At 67.9% G+C, this 15,076-nt stretch carries 13 protein-coding genes; all 13 read left to right on the top strand.

The window, feature by feature from the left end:
• The first annotated feature begins 94 nt into the window (after nt 1-94).
• Entirely contained in the window at nt 95-517 is a 423-nt protein-coding gene (locus AB2U09_RS18140; RefSeq protein ID WP_459194137.1) for a helix-turn-helix domain-containing protein, read from the top strand.
• A gap of 207 nt (nt 518-724) precedes the next feature.
• Nucleotides 725-1,309 carry a DUF8121 family protein gene (locus AB2U09_RS18135; RefSeq protein ID WP_459194136.1) on the top strand — a complete coding sequence of 195 codons (585 nt, stop codon included), beginning with the start codon at nt 725-727 and terminating at the stop codon, nt 1,307-1,309.
• A gap of 122 nt (nt 1,310-1,431) precedes the next feature.
• A complete protein-coding gene (locus tag AB2U09_RS18130; RefSeq protein WP_459194135.1) occupies nt 1,432-2,331 on the top strand; it encodes an ABC transporter ATP-binding protein in 900 nt (299 codons plus the stop codon).
• Nucleotides 2,328-4,409, top strand: coding sequence for a PrsW family intramembrane metalloprotease (locus AB2U09_RS18125; RefSeq protein WP_459194134.1), 2,082 nt, complete (start codon nt 2,328-2,330; stop codon nt 4,407-4,409). Before AB2U09_RS18130 ends, AB2U09_RS18125 begins: the two co-directional genes overlap by 4 nt.
• On the top strand, nt 4,399-5,562 hold the full coding sequence (locus tag AB2U09_RS18120) for an ABC transporter permease (RefSeq protein ID WP_459194282.1): 1,164 nt from the start codon (nt 4,399-4,401) through the stop codon (nt 5,560-5,562). The genes AB2U09_RS18125 and AB2U09_RS18120 overlap by 11 nt, the downstream gene beginning before the upstream one ends.
• Before the next feature lie 79 nt (nt 5,563-5,641).
• Nucleotides 5,642-6,616: an aldo/keto reductase gene (locus tag AB2U09_RS18115; protein WP_459194133.1), complete on the top strand. Its 975-nt coding sequence runs from the start codon at nt 5,642-5,644 to the stop codon at nt 6,614-6,616.
• A 372-nt stretch (nt 6,617-6,988) separates the two neighbouring features.
• Nucleotides 6,989-7,411: a PH domain-containing protein gene (locus AB2U09_RS18110; protein ID WP_459194281.1), complete on the top strand. Its 423-nt coding sequence runs from the start codon at nt 6,989-6,991 to the stop codon at nt 7,409-7,411.
• On the top strand, nt 7,408-9,081 hold the full coding sequence (locus AB2U09_RS18105) for a PH domain-containing protein (protein ID WP_459194132.1): 1,674 nt from the start codon (nt 7,408-7,410) through the stop codon (nt 9,079-9,081). Before AB2U09_RS18110 ends, AB2U09_RS18105 begins: the two co-directional genes overlap by 4 nt.
• An 85-nt stretch (nt 9,082-9,166) precedes the next feature.
• A complete protein-coding gene (locus AB2U09_RS18100; protein ID WP_459194131.1) occupies nt 9,167-10,090 on the top strand; it encodes an NAD-dependent epimerase/dehydratase family protein in 924 nt (307 codons plus the stop codon).
• 157 nt (nt 10,091-10,247) lie between these two features.
• Nucleotides 10,248-11,027 carry an ABC transporter ATP-binding protein gene (locus AB2U09_RS18095; RefSeq protein WP_459194130.1) on the top strand — a complete coding sequence of 260 codons (780 nt, stop codon included), beginning with the start codon at nt 10,248-10,250 and terminating at the stop codon, nt 11,025-11,027.
• A complete protein-coding gene (locus AB2U09_RS18090) occupies nt 11,024-12,463 on the top strand; it encodes a hypothetical protein (RefSeq protein ID WP_459194129.1) in 1,440 nt (479 codons plus the stop codon). The genes AB2U09_RS18095 and AB2U09_RS18090 overlap by 4 nt, the downstream gene beginning before the upstream one ends.
• A gap of 1,084 nt (nt 12,464-13,547) precedes the next feature.
• Nucleotides 13,548-14,351: an HAD-IIA family hydrolase gene (locus tag AB2U09_RS18085; protein WP_459194128.1), complete on the top strand. Its 804-nt coding sequence runs from the start codon at nt 13,548-13,550 to the stop codon at nt 14,349-14,351.
• A gap of 112 nt (nt 14,352-14,463) precedes the next feature.
• Entirely contained in the window at nt 14,464-15,054 is a 591-nt protein-coding gene (locus tag AB2U09_RS18080) for a DJ-1/PfpI family protein (protein ID WP_459194127.1), read from the top strand.
• Nucleotides 15,055-15,076 lie beyond the last annotated feature (22 nt).

Below are 15,076 nucleotides of genomic sequence, written 5' to 3'. Positions count from 1 at the left end.
AGGTAATCGGTTCGGTGACTATTTCGGAAACAGTCGAAGAACACTCGCACTCAGCGTCCAAGTGTTTATGGAGCCGGGGTTCGTACCGACGCGTATGAGGCCCGAGACAGCGGAGGGCGGTGGCGAGGGAGCAACCGACAGCTTCGACGCCTGGCTCGCGCTCCAGCGGGTCACCGACTCGACGCGGGCGAACATCGTCGCGGACGTGGTCGGCCACCCCGAGGGCGCCCCCAGCGTCGACGAACTCGACTACATGAATCCCAGCCTCGAAGCCGACACCATCCGGAACCACCTGAAGGTGCTCCGCGAGGCGGGCGTCGTCGAGGAGCTGACGGTCCCCGCCGGGCGACGGACGCGCGGCTACCCCTACAAGTTCTACCGCGTCACCGACGCGGCCCGCGAGCTGTTCGACCGCAACGGGCTGTTCCCAGAGGACGCGTGGCGCCGACAGTACCAGCGCGTCGAGAAGACCGCCGAAATTCGGGAACTCGAAGCGATGCCCCGTCCCGAGGAGTGAGCCTCTCCGGATTCCGCGGGTCCGCTTTTCCAGAGTCGGGACCGTCTGTGAACCGCCGGACTCGTGAGTGTATTCCGAACGGCTTCACGAGCGAAGTGATCCCCTGCGAGCGCATCGACGAACCCGCAACGGCGCTGAAACCGGTGGGAGAGATCGCATTCGGTCAGTGATCGAACTATTTCACCCGTCGGTCTGAACGTGCCCGTAGTGAAACGACGGTCGTACATCGCGGCGATCTGCAGCGCTGGAGCCGTGGCGACGGCGGGCTGTGGGGCGATAGCGGCGAACCAGACGCTCTCCGATCCGACAGTACACACCGAGTCGAGCGGCGAGAAGGGCCTCATCTTCACGTCGAACGGTGAAGAGATTGGGGATTTCGGCGTCGACGGGGCCGTAGTATCCGGTCGAATCGACCTCTCCACCGAGATTCCCCACCGAGAGGGGACGACGGTGAAATCGATCACACTGCGACTGTGGATGCCCGAGGTCGCGAGGGAACGCCCCGCAAAGGTCGCCGTCGTCTCGCCGGTCCAAGGGGATAGCTCTCCGCCCCCGTCGCTCTCGCTCTACACGCCCGATCGGGGCCTCGGCACGGTCGTCGAGATAACCGATCTGGACGACCTCGCGGACGAGACGATCGGCACGCTCGATCTCGTCGTCCTCCCACAGTCGGAGACGGCCACCGAACTCGCCATCGACGTGACGATCGAACTCTCCGGCGGGATCCTCGGCAGCGATTACACGCTCAACGGCGAACTTCAGTTGGCGTATCCCGAACTCGCTGACCGATAGTCGCGCTCGGGTTCCCCGAACAGTGTGACGATATCCGGTGCCAAACACTGACTCGACACCATCCCCAGATACGATAACGAGAGACGAACCTATACAATCCCCGCCCCGTTACCACCGGCCGAATGATCACGGCCCGCGACCTGCGAAAGGAGTACGGTGGGTTCGTCGCGGTGGAGGGCAGCACGTTCACGGTCGAGGAGGGCGAGGTCTTCGGCATCATCGGCCCGAACGGGGCCGGCAAGACGACGACGCTGAAGATGCTCGCCGGCCTCGTCGAACCGACCGCCGGTGACGTCTCCGTCGCCGGCTACGACGCCGGCGAGACGGAGATGCGCCAGCGACTCGGCTTCCTTCCCGAGGAATCCCCACTCTACGAGGAGATGACGCCGCTGTCGTATCTGCACTTCTTCGCCGACCTGTACGACGTGCCGAGCGGCGTCGCGGACCGGCGGATCCACGACACGCTGGAGCGGCTCGAACTCGACCACCGCGAGCGCCCGCTGGGCGACATGTCCAAGGGGATGAAGCGGAAGGTCGCCATCGCGCGCTCGCTCATCAACGACCCGGACGTCCTCATCTACGACGAACCGGGGAGCGGGCTGGACCCGCTCACCACGAACTACATCATCGACTTCACGCGCGAACTCGGCGAGCAGGGCAAGACCATCGTCTTCAGCGCCCACAATCTCTACCACGTCGAGAGCATCTGCGACCGCGTCGCCATCATGAACGAGGGGAAGATCGTCGCGAAGGGCGACCTCGACGAACTGCAGGCCGAGCACGGCCGGACGGAGTACCGCGTCTACACGACCGTCGAGGTACCCGGAAGCGCCCGCGAGAACGGCCACTACTGCAAAGTCGTCGAGAGCATGGACGCCGTCGACGAGACGCGAGAGGCGGCCCAGGCGGCGGGCGGCGAGGTCGTCGACATCCGGACCGAGGAATCCAGCCTCGAAGACGTCTTCCTCAACGTCGCCGAGGCTGACTCCGGGGCCGAACGCGACTCCGGAGCCCAGCCGTGAGCGGCGACGTTCCCGAGCGCGGCGGGGGATCGACCGACGCACACTCTCGGTCGGCCGCACAGCGGTTCGCCCACTGGGTCCGCACACGGGCGGAGAACACCGTCCGGATCGCCCGCTGGGAAGTGACGAAAAACGCGGGCGGCGTCGACCGGCGGACCATCGCCATCGCGCTGCTCGCGGTGCTCGGACTCGGGGCGATGGCGCCGATGGCGGTCAGCCAGGGCGTCGCGCTTGATCAGGGGATCTACCGGGTCGGCGTGGTCGAGGAAGACCCGTACTACGACCCCGTCTCCCTCGACCCGACGTTCCAGGTACAGGACCCGAGCGCGGCCGCGGTCGCGGCCGGCTCACAGGAGATACGCATCGTCGGGCCGCAGGTCAGCGAGTACGCCAACTCCACGAAGGGCCGGGCGGCCGTCGACGAATTGCGCTCGTCGACGATGCAGTACAACGACGGGATCATGGATCTGGAGGACAACCGCTCGGCGGCGTTCCCCGTCATAGTGAACCTCACGTACGCCGACCGCGAGGTGAGCCAGGTCGTCGCACCGGACCAGCAGACCATCGCAGTCCAGGGTGACGACGGAGACGCCGGCGGTTCCGACGGGGGATCGGACGGCGGATCCGGCGCGTCGGGGAGTGACGCCGACAGTTCGGGCGACTCCGTCGGCGAGGAGACGAGCGGCGACGGATCCGGAAGCGACAGCGCGGGCGGCGACGGGGATGACGGTTCCAGTAGCGGCGCGGGTTCCGGCGGCGACGGCGCTGGTAGTTCCACCGACGGGAGCCAGACCGGCGACGGCGCGGGCGGCGACGGGGACACAGCGGTCACCCGTCCGAGCGAGGAAAGCGACGTCGGGGCGTCGTCGATCAGCGCGCGGCTGACCGGCGGGTCCACCACGGGCACGCCCTCGGACATCACGCCGCCGTTCCCGTTCCGGTCGCTCGTCCTCGCGTTCGTGTTCGTCCTACCGCTGAACTTCGTCATCCAGGCGTACGGATCGACGGTTCTCAGCGAACGGATCAACCGTCGCGGGGAACTCCTGCTGGTCTCGCCCGTCTCCCGCGGCGACATCATCGTCGGGAAGACGCTCCCGTACTTCGCCGCCGCGCTGAGCGTCGCGACGGTGATCACGCTCCTGTTGCAGGGCTCTGCCACCTCGGTGCTGGCGATGGTCCCGCTCGCGCTGCTGTTCCTCGCGACGACGTTCCTCGGCGCGATGTTCGCCCGCTCGTTCAAGGAGTTGACCTTCGTCACGGTCACGATCACGGTGACGCTGACCTCCTACGCGTTCGTCCCGGCCATCTTCACGGACGTGACGCCGATCGCGCTCATCTCGCCGCTGACACTCGTGGTCAGGGACCTGCAGGGCCAGGCCATCAGTCTCGGGCAGTTCGCCTTCTCGACGCTCCCGCCGACGCTGACCGCGCTCGTCTGCTTCGGCCTCGGTGCGGGCCTCTACCGCGAGGAAGACATGTTCACCCAGCGACCCATCCCGTACAAGGTGCTCGACGCGCTCGCCGGCCCGATCAAGCGCCGCCGAAGCGTCGCGCTCGTCACTGCAGTGTTGCTGCCGTTCGTCCTCGTCGGCGAGCTCGTGCTCGTCGCGTTCCTCTACCCGCTCAGTCAGGCCGTGAGCCTGCAAGCGGTTCTGGTGGTCGCGTTCGTCGGCATCGCACTCGTCGAGGAATTCGCCAAGAGCCTGCACGTCTACGCCGGGTACGCCCACGCCCGGTTCGACGACAGCCTGCGGACGGCCCTGATCGTCGGCGCGTTCAGCGGCCTCGGCTTCTTCGTCGCCGAGAAGTTCACTCTGATCGTCCGGCTGGCCGACCTCCAGAGCCTCCCGATCGGACAGGCGCAGATGGGGAGCGAAGCGGCGCTCTCGGCCGGGCTCCCGCTGCCGGTCATGCTGGGCGTGTTGTTGCTCGCACCGCTCGCGCTCCACGTCGTCACGGCCTCCATGTCGGCGGTCGGCGCCCGGTACGGCCGCCGCACCTACGTGACCGCGCTGGTGATAGCCGTGGGCGTCCACGTCGCGTACAACCTAACGGTGGTGAGTGCCCTTGTCGGGTGAGTCCCCACCGCCCGCCGAACCCTCGGCGTCCGCATCGGATGCCGGGGACTCGGCGGATCGGTCGCTGCTCTCGGACCCGCGGCTCACCATCGCCAAACGGGATCTGTCGTCACTGAGCCGCGAGAAAACGATCGTCCTCGCACTGCTCATCCAGCTGTTCGTCGCCGCGTTCTCGTCGTTCCTCGTCGTCGGCCTCACCTCGCTGTACAGTCCGGGGTCGGTTTCGGCTGGCGAGGTCGTCGTCGGCGTCGCCGGCGAACACGAGGACGCGCTCGTGCAGGCCGCGAACGAACAGGACGGACTCCGGGCGATAACGTATCCCTCCGCGGTGGACGCGCGCGAGGCCTATCAGGACGGGAGCGTTCACGCGGTGATGCTCGCAGACGATTCGGGCGGCCGGATCGACGTGACGGTGATCGCGCCACAGGAGAGCATCGAGACGACGCTGATCGTCGATCAGGTGCGGACGCTGCTCGAACGCGTTGAGCGGACGGAGCGGATCGTCCGCGCCGACCACCTCGATCGCTCGCCCGTCCCGGTGCCCGACGAGGTCGACGCCAGCCCCTACTACGGGTTCACCTACACGGTGCTCGTGCCGCTGCTCCTGTTTCTGCCCCCGTTCATCAGCGGCTCCGTGGCGGTCGACGCCCTCACGGAGGAGATCGAGCGCGGGACGCTGGACCTCCTTCGGGTCGCGCCGCTGTCGCTCGTCGATATCGTCGACGGGAAGGCGCTGGCGATGATACTCATCGCGCCGCTGCAGGCGCTTCTGTGGATCGGCCTGCTCGGGTTCAACGGCATCGCCGTCGCGAACGTCGGGCAACTGCTGGTCGTCGTGACCGCGCTGACGACGCTGGTGGTCACGCTGGGCCTCTCGCTCGGCGTCCTGACCGCCAAGCGCCGCGAGGCCCAGTTGCTGTACTCCGTCCTCGTGATCTTCGGGTTCGGCGCGCTCACGGCCGCGTCCGGGAACTCGTTCGTGGCAGAGTACCTGTTCACGCCCGAACACCCCGCGACGACGGTCGCGAAACTCGCCGTCGACAGCGGGACGACGACGACGACCGCCCACGTCGTCGCCTACGCCGTCGCCGCGACCATCGTGTTCGTGGTCGCCCGCCGCCTCGTCGCCCGAACCGACCCCGAAGGGCTCTGACCCCTCGCGATCGCCGCACTGTCGGCGCGGCTGACCGCGGAACCCACCTTTTTGCGGCGCTGGCCCGAACCGCCCGCGCATGGAGTACACCACTCTCGGTTCGACCGGCGTCGAGGTCAGCCGCATCTGCCTCGGCTGTATGAGCTTCGGGGACAGCGACTGGCGCGAGTGGGTCTTAGACGAGGAGGAAGGGATCGAACTCGTCGAGCGCGCCCGCGAACTGGGGATCAACTTCTTCGACACCGCCAACATGTACTCCCGGGGCGAGTCCGAGCGCGTCCTCGGGAAGGCGCTGGAGGGCCACCGCGAGGAGAGCGTCGTCGCCACGAAGGGCTTCTTCCAGATGGACGACGACGACCCCAACTCAGGCGGGCTCTCCCGGAAGGCCATCGAGCAGGAACTGGACAACTCCCTCGAACGGCTGGGGATGGACACTATCGATCTCTACCAGATCCACCGCTGGGACTACGACACGCCCGTCGAGGAGACCCTGCGGGCGCTCGACGATGCCGTCCGCCGCGAGAAGGTCCGCTACATCGGCGCCTCCTCGATGTGGGTCCACCAGTTCGCCGACGCCCTGCACACCAGCGACCGCCTCGGCCTCGAACGGTTCCAGACGATGCAGAACCACTACAACCTGCTCTACCGCGAGGAAGAGCGGGAGATGCTCCCCTACTGCCAGCAGGAGGGCGTCGGCGTCATCCCGTGGTCGCCGCTGGCGCGGGGCTATCTCACCCGACCGCACGAGGAGTACGACGCGACGACGCGCGGCGAGACCGACGACTACGCCCGCGAGCATCCCTACTTCGAGGGCGGCGGCCGCGAGATCAACGAGCGCTGCGAGGAACTGGCCGACGAGTACGGCGCGACGATGGCCCAGATCGGGCTCGCGTGGCTGCTGGACAAGGAGTGGGTCGACGCGCCTATCGTCGGGACGACCAGCATCGAACACCTCGAAGAGGCCGTCGAAGCGCTCGACATCTCCCTGTCCGAGTCCGACGTCGAGTACCTCGAAGAACCGTACGAGCCGGTCCGCGTCTCCGGCCACGAGTGAGTCGTTGCAGTGGAGCGGTTCGTCGGTACGCCTTTGTCGGGGCCGGCCCACGGACGAGTTATGACAGGTCCCCGCGACGACGACGGCACGGACCCGTCGGCCGACGGAGCGGCGGCTGACGAGGTGTCGGCCGGCGACGCGTCCGGCGGTGCGGACGCCGACCCTCCCGGATCAGCCGGCGCATCTGCAGACGCTTCTTCGACCGATATCGACCACGCTCGCGGCGAATCGGAGCGGACTGATCCACCGACCGACGCGGAACCCGAGCGCGACACGCTCGCCGAGGACGTCGAGACGCCCGGCGAACCCCGGACGCTGGACCCCACGGTTCGCTACGAGTGGATCGTCGGGCCGCTGATCGGCACCGCCATCATGGCGCTGATCGTCGGCGCGGGGACGTGGGCGTTCGCCTACGAGTTCCTCCCGCTCGGGCGACTCCAGGGCGCCGCCGCGGTCGCCGTCGCCGTGTTCGCCGTCTTCACGATCTACGGGATCGCCCGGTCGATCCTGCTCTACCGGTCCTGGCGCTACGTCGTCCGCGAGGAGTCGCTGTACCTGAGCCGCGGCGTCTTCACGAAGGTCCAGACCGTCGTCCCCTACGTGCGCGTCCAGCACATCGACACCCGCCGGTCGGCCTTCGAACGGGTACTCGGCCTCTCGACGCTGGTGGTCTACACCGCGGGGTCGCGTGGTGCCGACGTGACGATCCCCGGACTCCGCCCCGAGGTCGCCGAGGACCTCCAGTCCAGGCTCGAACGACTCGCGATCGCTTCCGAGGACGAGGACGCCGTATGAGCGGGGACGAGGCCACCGACCCCGGACAGACGTCCGGGGGCACTGAAACGGACCCGACAGCGGCCGAGTCCGAGAGTCAGCCGTCGGGGGTGACGCCGCGTATCGAGGGACCGCAGTCGCTGCACGTCCTGACGGTCCCCTACCAGATCGCCCAGCAGGGGATCAGCATCGCGATCGCGCTCATCGTCTTCGGCGTCCCGGGGCTCTCGGCGCTGTTCGGCTCCGGCCAGAGCCTGCTCGCGATCGGCGCCGCGCTCGCGGTCGTCCTCGGCGCCGCGGCCATCGTCGGGTACCTCGTCGCCAGCTACCGCCGCTTCGAGTACGAACTCACCGCGGACACGTTCGACATCAGGTCGGGCGTGTTCTCCCGGCGGAAACGCGAGATCCCGCTCCGGCGTATCCAGAACGTCGACATCACGCAGAACGTCGTCCAGCGGGTGCTCGGTGTCGCCGAGGTCGGACTGGAGACGGCCGGGGGCGGCCAGACCGAGGCGCAACTGCGCTACGTCGGCGCCGACGAGGCCGAGCGACTCCAGTCGGAGATCAGCCGGCTGAGCCGGGCTGTCGACGCCGCCGACGGCGAGACGGCCGACACGGAGGCCGAGCGCTTCGAGACCATCTTCGAGATGAGCCAGCGGGAACTGGCGGTGCTCGCGCTCGTCTCCGTCGACCTCCGGATCGCCTCGTTCCTCTTCTTCGGCGCGTCGATCTTCGCGCCGTCGGCCGCCTCGGCGTTCGAACCGGAGAACATCTGGGAGTACGGGCTCGGACTGGAGAGCATCCTCGGGGCGATCCTCGGGCCGGTCGCCGCGCTGGCCGGAATCTTCGTGCTGGCGCTGCTCTCTGGCGTGCTCAACGCCGCCCGGTACTACGGGTTCCGGCTCGATCGGGGCGACGAGGAACTGCGCTACGAGCGCGGGCTGCTCCAGAAGTTCCGCGGGACCATCCCGCTGTCGAAGGTCCAGACGCTCACCGTCCGCGAGAACGTCATCGCCCGGAAGCTCGGGTACGCGGCGCTGACGATCGAGACTGCAGGGTACACTCCGACGGGGGAATCCGACGGGTCGCAGTCGGCGATCCCGGTCGCCGAGCGCGACCGCGTCGTCGGGCTCGCCCGCTCGCTCGAAGCGTTCGACGCCTCCGGGTTCGAGCGGCCGCCCAAGCGGGCGCGACTCCGCTACGTGTTCCGGTACGCGATCGCCCTCGGGGTGATCGTCGGCCTGCTGTACCTCGGGTCGTTGGCCACCGGCTACCGCCTGTTCTGGTACGTGCCGCTGCTCCTGGCGCCGCTCGTTCCCGTCGCGGCCCATCTCAAGTGGGCCAACCGCGGCTACGCGCTCGGCGAGGAACACGTCGTCACGCGGGACGGCTTCTGGGTGCGAAAGCAGAAGGTCGTCCCCTACCACCGCGTCCAGACCGTCTTCACGACGCAGACGATCTTCCAGCGCCGCCGCGACCTCGCCACGGTGACCGTCGACACCGCGGGCTCCCAGAGCATCATCGGCGACGACGCCTCCGCCATCGACATCGACGTCGGGACGGCCGACGAGATCCGCGAGCGAGTCCCCGACGAGCTCTACGGCGCGCTCGCCCGCCGCCGGGCGGCCTCCCGGACGAACGGCCGCGACCGCGGATCCGCCGGCGTCGCGAACGGTCAGCCCGGCGACTGACTCGACGCTCGACTTCTCTGAGACCGGGTCGCTCGCCGATACGTTCGACCCAAGGATTTCGTCGCTGGCAGGTGTATGTTACCATATGTCACGAGGCGCAGGCGGCGAGTTCGACCACGACGTAGAGACGGCGGTCGTGACCGGCGCGACGGGGGCCGTCGGCCCCTGGATCGTCGAACGGCTGGCCGACAGCGGCGTCCACGTCGTCGGCATCGATCTGGAGCGCCCGGACGGCGACCGGGCCAACGCGGAGTTTCGCGCAGTGGACCTGACCGAGCAGGGCGAGGCGTGGGAGGCGATCTACGAGGCCGACCCGGACGCGGTCGTCCACGCCGCGGCGATCTCCGGTCCGCTCGACGACCCCGGCACCCGCGTCTTCGAGAACAACACGATGAGCGCCTACAACACGTTCGTCGCGGCGGGCCGGTGCGACGCCGAGGTGGTCTGGACCTCCTCGCAGGCGACCTACGGCATGCTGTTCGCCGGGGACCCGTGGCTCCCCGACTACCTGCCGGTCGACGAGGACCACGAGCGCCGGCCCGAGGACCCCTACGGCACGTCGAAACACTGCGGCGAGGCGGTCGCCGGGATGGTCGCCCGCCGGTACGACGTGCCCGTCACGACGATCCGACCGGCGACCGTCTACGCCCCCGAGGCGTACCGCGCCCGCCCCCAGCGCGAGGGATTCGACCTCGAAGACGGGTCGCTGAGCGGGAATCTCTGGTCGTACGTCGACGTGCGGGACCTCGCGCGGATGGTCGAGGCGGCGCTCGCAGCCGACAACGACGGCCACGAGACGTACCTCTGCGCCGCCGACGAGAACTACCTCGGCCAGCCGACCGGCGACATCATCGAGTCCGTCGCCGGCGAGCTGCCCGAACGATGTGACCTGAAGGGCGAGCAAGCCGCGCTCTCGAACGCGAAGGCGAAGGAGCGACTCGGCTGGGAGCCGATCTACTCGTGGCGGGAGGCCGACGAGACGGCGTCACCGGGGATCGGCTGGCGGTGAGCGACCCGGCCACCACTACCCGTCCTCGCGGTCGAAAACCGGCGACAACGGCCGCAAAGTGCCCGAAGCACTATACGGCCGGAGCGTAGATGTACGCGCCGTACGTACAGGGGCCGCCCAGCGTCGCGGTCGCGTCGGGCGGTACAGGGCACTCACTATGGCAGCTATCGAGACACACGACCTGACGAAACGCTACGGCGACGTGACGGCGCTGGACAGCCTGTCGCTCTCGGTCCCCGAGGGCGAACTGTTCGGCCTGCTCGGGCCGAACGGCTCCGGCAAGACGACGACCATCGAGATACTCACCGGACAGCTCGATCCCACCGAGGGGACCGCCTCGGTCCTCGGCCACGACCCGGTGGCCGACCCGCAGGCCGTCCGCGAGGCGGTCGGCATCCTCCCCGAGCGCGAGGACCCGCCGAGCTTCCTGACGCCGCGGGAGTACCTCCAGTTCGTCGGCGACGTCCGCGGGTTCGACGCCGTCGACGACCGCATCGCCGAGTGGGCCGACCGCCTCGGCTTCGACCACAAGCTCGACACCCTCTCGACGGATCTGTCGGAAGGCGAGCGCCAGCGCGTCATGCTCGCCCAGACGTTCATCCACGAGCCAGATCTGGTGTTCATCGACGAGCCGCTGGTCAACCTCGACCCGATCATGCAGGCGGAGGTCAAAGACCACATGCGCGAGTACTGCGAGCGCGGGAACACGCTGTTCCTCTCGACGCACTTCCTCGAGGTGGCCGAGGAGCTGTGCACGTCGGTCGGGATCATCCGCGACAGCGCCTTCGTGGCCGAACGCGACCCGAACGACCTCGACGGCGACGAGCAACTGCTCGACTACTTCCGCCAGGAGGTCGAGCCGGCCGGATCGGCCGACGCCGCAGTGACCGACGGCGGCGACCGGTCGCTCGAATCGATTGGCGAACCGGGCAGATGAGCGGGGAAGCCGACGCGTCCGGTCGCGCCGGACGTGGCCTCTCGACGCGCCTGCTCGCTCGGATGATGCGCGAGGAGTGGCGCCTGCAGGCGGAACTGTTCGGCGACCGCTTCGCCGCGTTCCCGGTCACGGTGGCCGCGTTCGCCGGCGTCGGCGTGTGGCTGCTGACGATAACCGGGACGCCGATGGAGACGATCGCGGCCGGCCTCCACGGACTGGTCTTCTTCTTCGGCCTTCAGGTCGGCACCATCGGCCTCGTCGGCCGCGACGCGCTGCGGGACGTCCTGGGCGACGTGACGCTGCTGGTCTTCTCCGCGCGGACGCTCCCGGTGAGCTGGAACCGACTGCTCGCCGTGTTCCTCGTGAAGGACCTGCTGTACTACTCCGGCCTGTTCCTCGCTCCGCTCGCGCTGGGGTACGCCGCCGTCGCGCTCTCTGCGGGCGTTCCCCCCGCGCAGATCGCGCTGTTCTGGCTGACGACGACGGGCACCTTCGCGCTCGGCGTCGGGACGAGCTTGACGCTCTCAGGCGTGGGGACGCGGAGTCGCGCGGCCGTGCTTGCGCTCGTCGTCGGGCTGGCCGCCGGCGTCGTGACGGGACACCTCGACCTCGCGACGCTCTCTCCATACGGGTTCTACCTCGACCCGTCACTTCGAACGGCGATATCCGGCTTCGGCCCGGTCGTGGCGCTCGCGGCCGTCGGGCCGCTCGCGTTCCAGCCGGCGGACGACGGGGCTGCACGCTCCGCCCCGGACCGGTACAGTAGCCTGCGGTCGGCGATCCGCGACGACCGCGGGATCACGACGCGGACGGTGCTGGAGATCGCCCGCTCCAGCGGCTCGGTCTGGAAGGTGCTGTTCTCGATGGGCGTGCTATTCGGGGTCACGGTCCTGCTCGTCCAGCAGGTCGCCGACGCGACCGCTCTCGCGCCCTCCTACGGCATCGCCGTCGGGACCTTCCTCGGCCTCGGCGCCTTCACGACCTACAGCTGGGTCACGCAGTTCGACAGCGCCGACGAGTACCTCCGCTACCCCGTCCCGATGGACGAGGTGTTCGCCGGCAAGCGCGCCGCCTACCTCCTGCTGTCGGTGCCCGCAGGGCTCGTCTACCTCGCGCTGTCGCTGATCTGGCTCCCCCTCGCGGAGGTGGCCATCGGCGCGGTCGTCTTCCCGCTGGTGGCCGTCTACGTCTTCGGGGTCACCGCCTACGTCACCGGCTTCTCGCCGAACGAACTGCTGTTCGATACGCCGCTGTTCGCCGCCTTCGGCGCGGCGCTGGCCGTCGTCTCCATCCCGCTGGTCGTCGCCGCGCTCGTGTACACCGAGGCGCCGACGACGGCCACCGGCGTCGCGCTCGGGGTCTCCCTCGTCGCCGCGCTCGTCGGCCTAGGTCTCTCCCGGCGCGCCGGCTCGCGGTGGGACCGGAAACTGCGGTGACGCGGGTTCAGGGTGTCAGCGAACATTACATAGTTCGGGTAGGACGTATGAGAGTGGTATCCTGACGGAGTCCATCTCTGTAGTTTTGTTACGATTCAATTCCCGTCCAGCAAGTAGGAGAAAACACTTTACACACCGACAGTATTTCAGGACGAATGAAATCAAACCGCTCGCTTCAAGTGACGCGCAGAAAGCTCTGCGGGTGTTTTCTAGCGGCGGTGGGTGGCGTAGCAGGCTGTCAAGACCGGTCCTCAGGACGCAGTAGCCCTTCTGCTCGACCGTCCCCAGATCCGGATACTCCCACTCAGCGTCCAACCGAAACCACAACTCCGCAGGCCGAGGGAGAAGATGCCACGAAAACGAGTCTCCCCACATCTACTACTGAAGAGGTGAACAAAACGACGTCTACTGCCGAAGAACTAAACGAAACAACGTATTCTGCCGCGTGGCCGTTCCGCCCGAAAGGACCTATCGGCACGACATACGGAGAACCGCTCTCGGGTTCTCCCGCGGCAGTTGCCCTTTGCTCCAGTCAGGACTGGGAAGCATTCGCTCAACGTGTCCAAGCGGAGATCGGGGAGTCGCTAGCGGATTATTCGTTCGCACAGAACACGGATTTCGCGAATCAGTGCCTCATCGCGTGTCAGGCAAGAATGTCCTCCTATGGTTCGCGATTACAACTACACTCAGTAGGGACGGTCGGAGGCGATGGACCGCTCCTTACGATTCGTGAAATCAGGACCGACGCCGCGAATGCAGCACCCACTCGCATTATCCTGGTGAGGATCCAGTCGAGTTCGTCTTCAGTACTCGGCGAGCCCGTCAAATTCGAAACCGTCGGCGAAGACACACTAGTTCAAGTCACAGCGCTCGACTCTCAATGACGATTCCGACAGTTCCTGCGTCCCCATGGAAAGACCAGTCGTCACGCCGTTAGCTACTCTGCCTGCACTGATCATCGGGAGAGCGAAGCACGAGACGTGAACTGTCTAGGACACGCCCACGGGGACCCAGTTCCTCGTCGCCACCGGTGGGCTATTGACCCGACAGACCGTAGACGCGCCCGATCAACCGAATGACGGACATGACCGAACCGGCGCGAGACCTCTCGGAGGTGCGCGGCGTGATCGTCGACCTCGACGGCACGGTCTACCGCGGCGAGGGGGTCCTCCCGGGCGCCGCCGACGCGCTCGCGGAACTGCGATCGCGAGGGATCCGCCTCTGCTTCTGCTCGAACAACCCGACGAAGACGCCCGCGGAGTACGTCGAGCGGCTCGCCGGCATGGGCATCGAGGCCGACGAGTCGGAGATCCTGCCTGCCTCGACGGTCACGCGCGACTTCCTCCGGGACCACTACCCCGACGAACCCACGTATCTGGTCGGCTCCGCGTCGCTCGCGGCGTACCTCCGGGAGTCGGGTCAGCGGCTGGTCGACGACCCCCGCGAGGCGTCCGTGTTCGTCTCCTCGTGGGACGAGACGTTCGACTACGCCGCGATGACCGACGCGCTGGCGGGCATCGACGCGGAGACGACGTTCGTCGGCACCGACCCTGATCGAACCATCCCGACCGCCGACGGATTCGTGCCTGGATCCGGCGCGATCACCGGCGCAATCGCCCGGACGGTCGGCCGCGAACCCGACCGCGTCCTCGGCAAACCCTCCCCCGAAGCGGCCGAAGACGCCCTCGACCGCCTCGGCGTCCCACCCGAGGAGTGTCTCGTCGTCGGCGACCGACTGAACACGGACCTCGCGATGGGGGCCAACCAGGGTATGGCGACGGCGCTCGTGCTCACCGGCGTCTCCGACCGCGCCGACGCCGCCGGGAGCGAGGTCGATCCCGACTACGTTCTCGACTCGCTGGCCGATCTCCCCGCCGTTCTCGCCTGATCTGGGTCACGGCGAGTGGCGCCCCGCTCCCGTTCCGACCCTGACAGGACAAGACACGCTTATACTGTCGCGCAGCCAACTACTACGTGGATCCAGCGGGGGTCACAGAACCATGAGTGGACAGCGAATCCTGCTGATAACCGGCGACTTCGGGGAGGACCTCGAAGTCATGGTACCGTTCCAGGCGCTCCAGGCGGTCGGCCACGAGGTCGACGCGGTCTGCCCCGACAAGGAAGCGGGCGAGACGGTCAAGACGGCCGTCCACGACTTCCGCGGCGACCAGACGTACCTCGAAGAGCGCGGGCACGACTTCGAATTGACGGCGGCGCTCGACGAGATCGATCCGGCCGACTACGACGCGCTCGTCCTGCCCGGCGGTCGCGCCCCGGAGTACATCCGCAACTACGACGCCGTGATCGAGACGGTCCAGCACTTCTTCGCGGAAGACAAGCCCGTCGCGGCTATCTGCCACGCGATGCAGATCCTCGCGGCCGCCGACGTGGTCGACGGCCGGACCTGTACCGCCTATCCCGCGCTCGAAGCAGACGTGCGCGGCGCCGGCGGCGAGTGGGCGGAAGGAGTCGTCCGCGACGGCAACCTCGTGACCGCACAGGCGTGGCCCGATCATCCGGAATGGATCGCCGAGTTCCTCGACGTGCTCGGGACCGACATCCAGCACGGCCAGCCGGTCATCGTCGACTGAGCGGAGTCGCTCTCACCCACCC

It is taken from the genome of Halosimplex yunnanense (genome assembly GCF_054504345.1).
The sequence above is the reverse complement of the archived record's forward strand: the minus strand, read 5'-3'. Positions and strand labels throughout refer to the sequence as shown.

Excerpts from the sequence above, each read along its gene's own strand:
- AB2U09_RS18085 (WP_459194128.1), top strand. The coding sequence starts at position 13,548 with ATGACCGAACCGGCGCGAGACCTCTCGGAGGTGCGCGGCGTGATCGTC.
- AB2U09_RS18130 (WP_459194135.1), top strand. The coding sequence starts at position 1,432 with ATGATCACGGCCCGCGACCTGCGAAAGGAGTACGGTGGGTTCGTCGCG.
- AB2U09_RS18080 (WP_459194127.1), top strand. The coding sequence starts at position 14,464 with ATGAGTGGACAGCGAATCCTGCTGATAACCGGCGACTTCGGGGAGGAC.
- AB2U09_RS18095 (WP_459194130.1), top strand. The coding sequence starts at position 10,248 with ATGGCAGCTATCGAGACACACGACCTGACGAAACGCTACGGCGACGTG.
- AB2U09_RS18110 (WP_459194281.1), top strand. The coding sequence starts at position 6,989 with ATGGCGCTGATCGTCGGCGCGGGGACGTGGGCGTTCGCCTACGAGTTC.
- AB2U09_RS18105 (WP_459194132.1), top strand. The coding sequence starts at position 7,408 with ATGAGCGGGGACGAGGCCACCGACCCCGGACAGACGTCCGGGGGCACT.
- AB2U09_RS18090 (WP_459194129.1), top strand. The coding sequence starts at position 11,024 with ATGAGCGGGGAAGCCGACGCGTCCGGTCGCGCCGGACGTGGCCTCTCG.
- AB2U09_RS18100 (WP_459194131.1), top strand. The coding sequence starts at position 9,167 with ATGTCACGAGGCGCAGGCGGCGAGTTCGACCACGACGTAGAGACGGCG.
- AB2U09_RS18115 (WP_459194133.1), top strand. The coding sequence starts at position 5,642 with ATGGAGTACACCACTCTCGGTTCGACCGGCGTCGAGGTCAGCCGCATC.
- AB2U09_RS18140 (WP_459194137.1), top strand. The coding sequence starts at position 95 with ATGAGGCCCGAGACAGCGGAGGGCGGTGGCGAGGGAGCAACCGACAGC.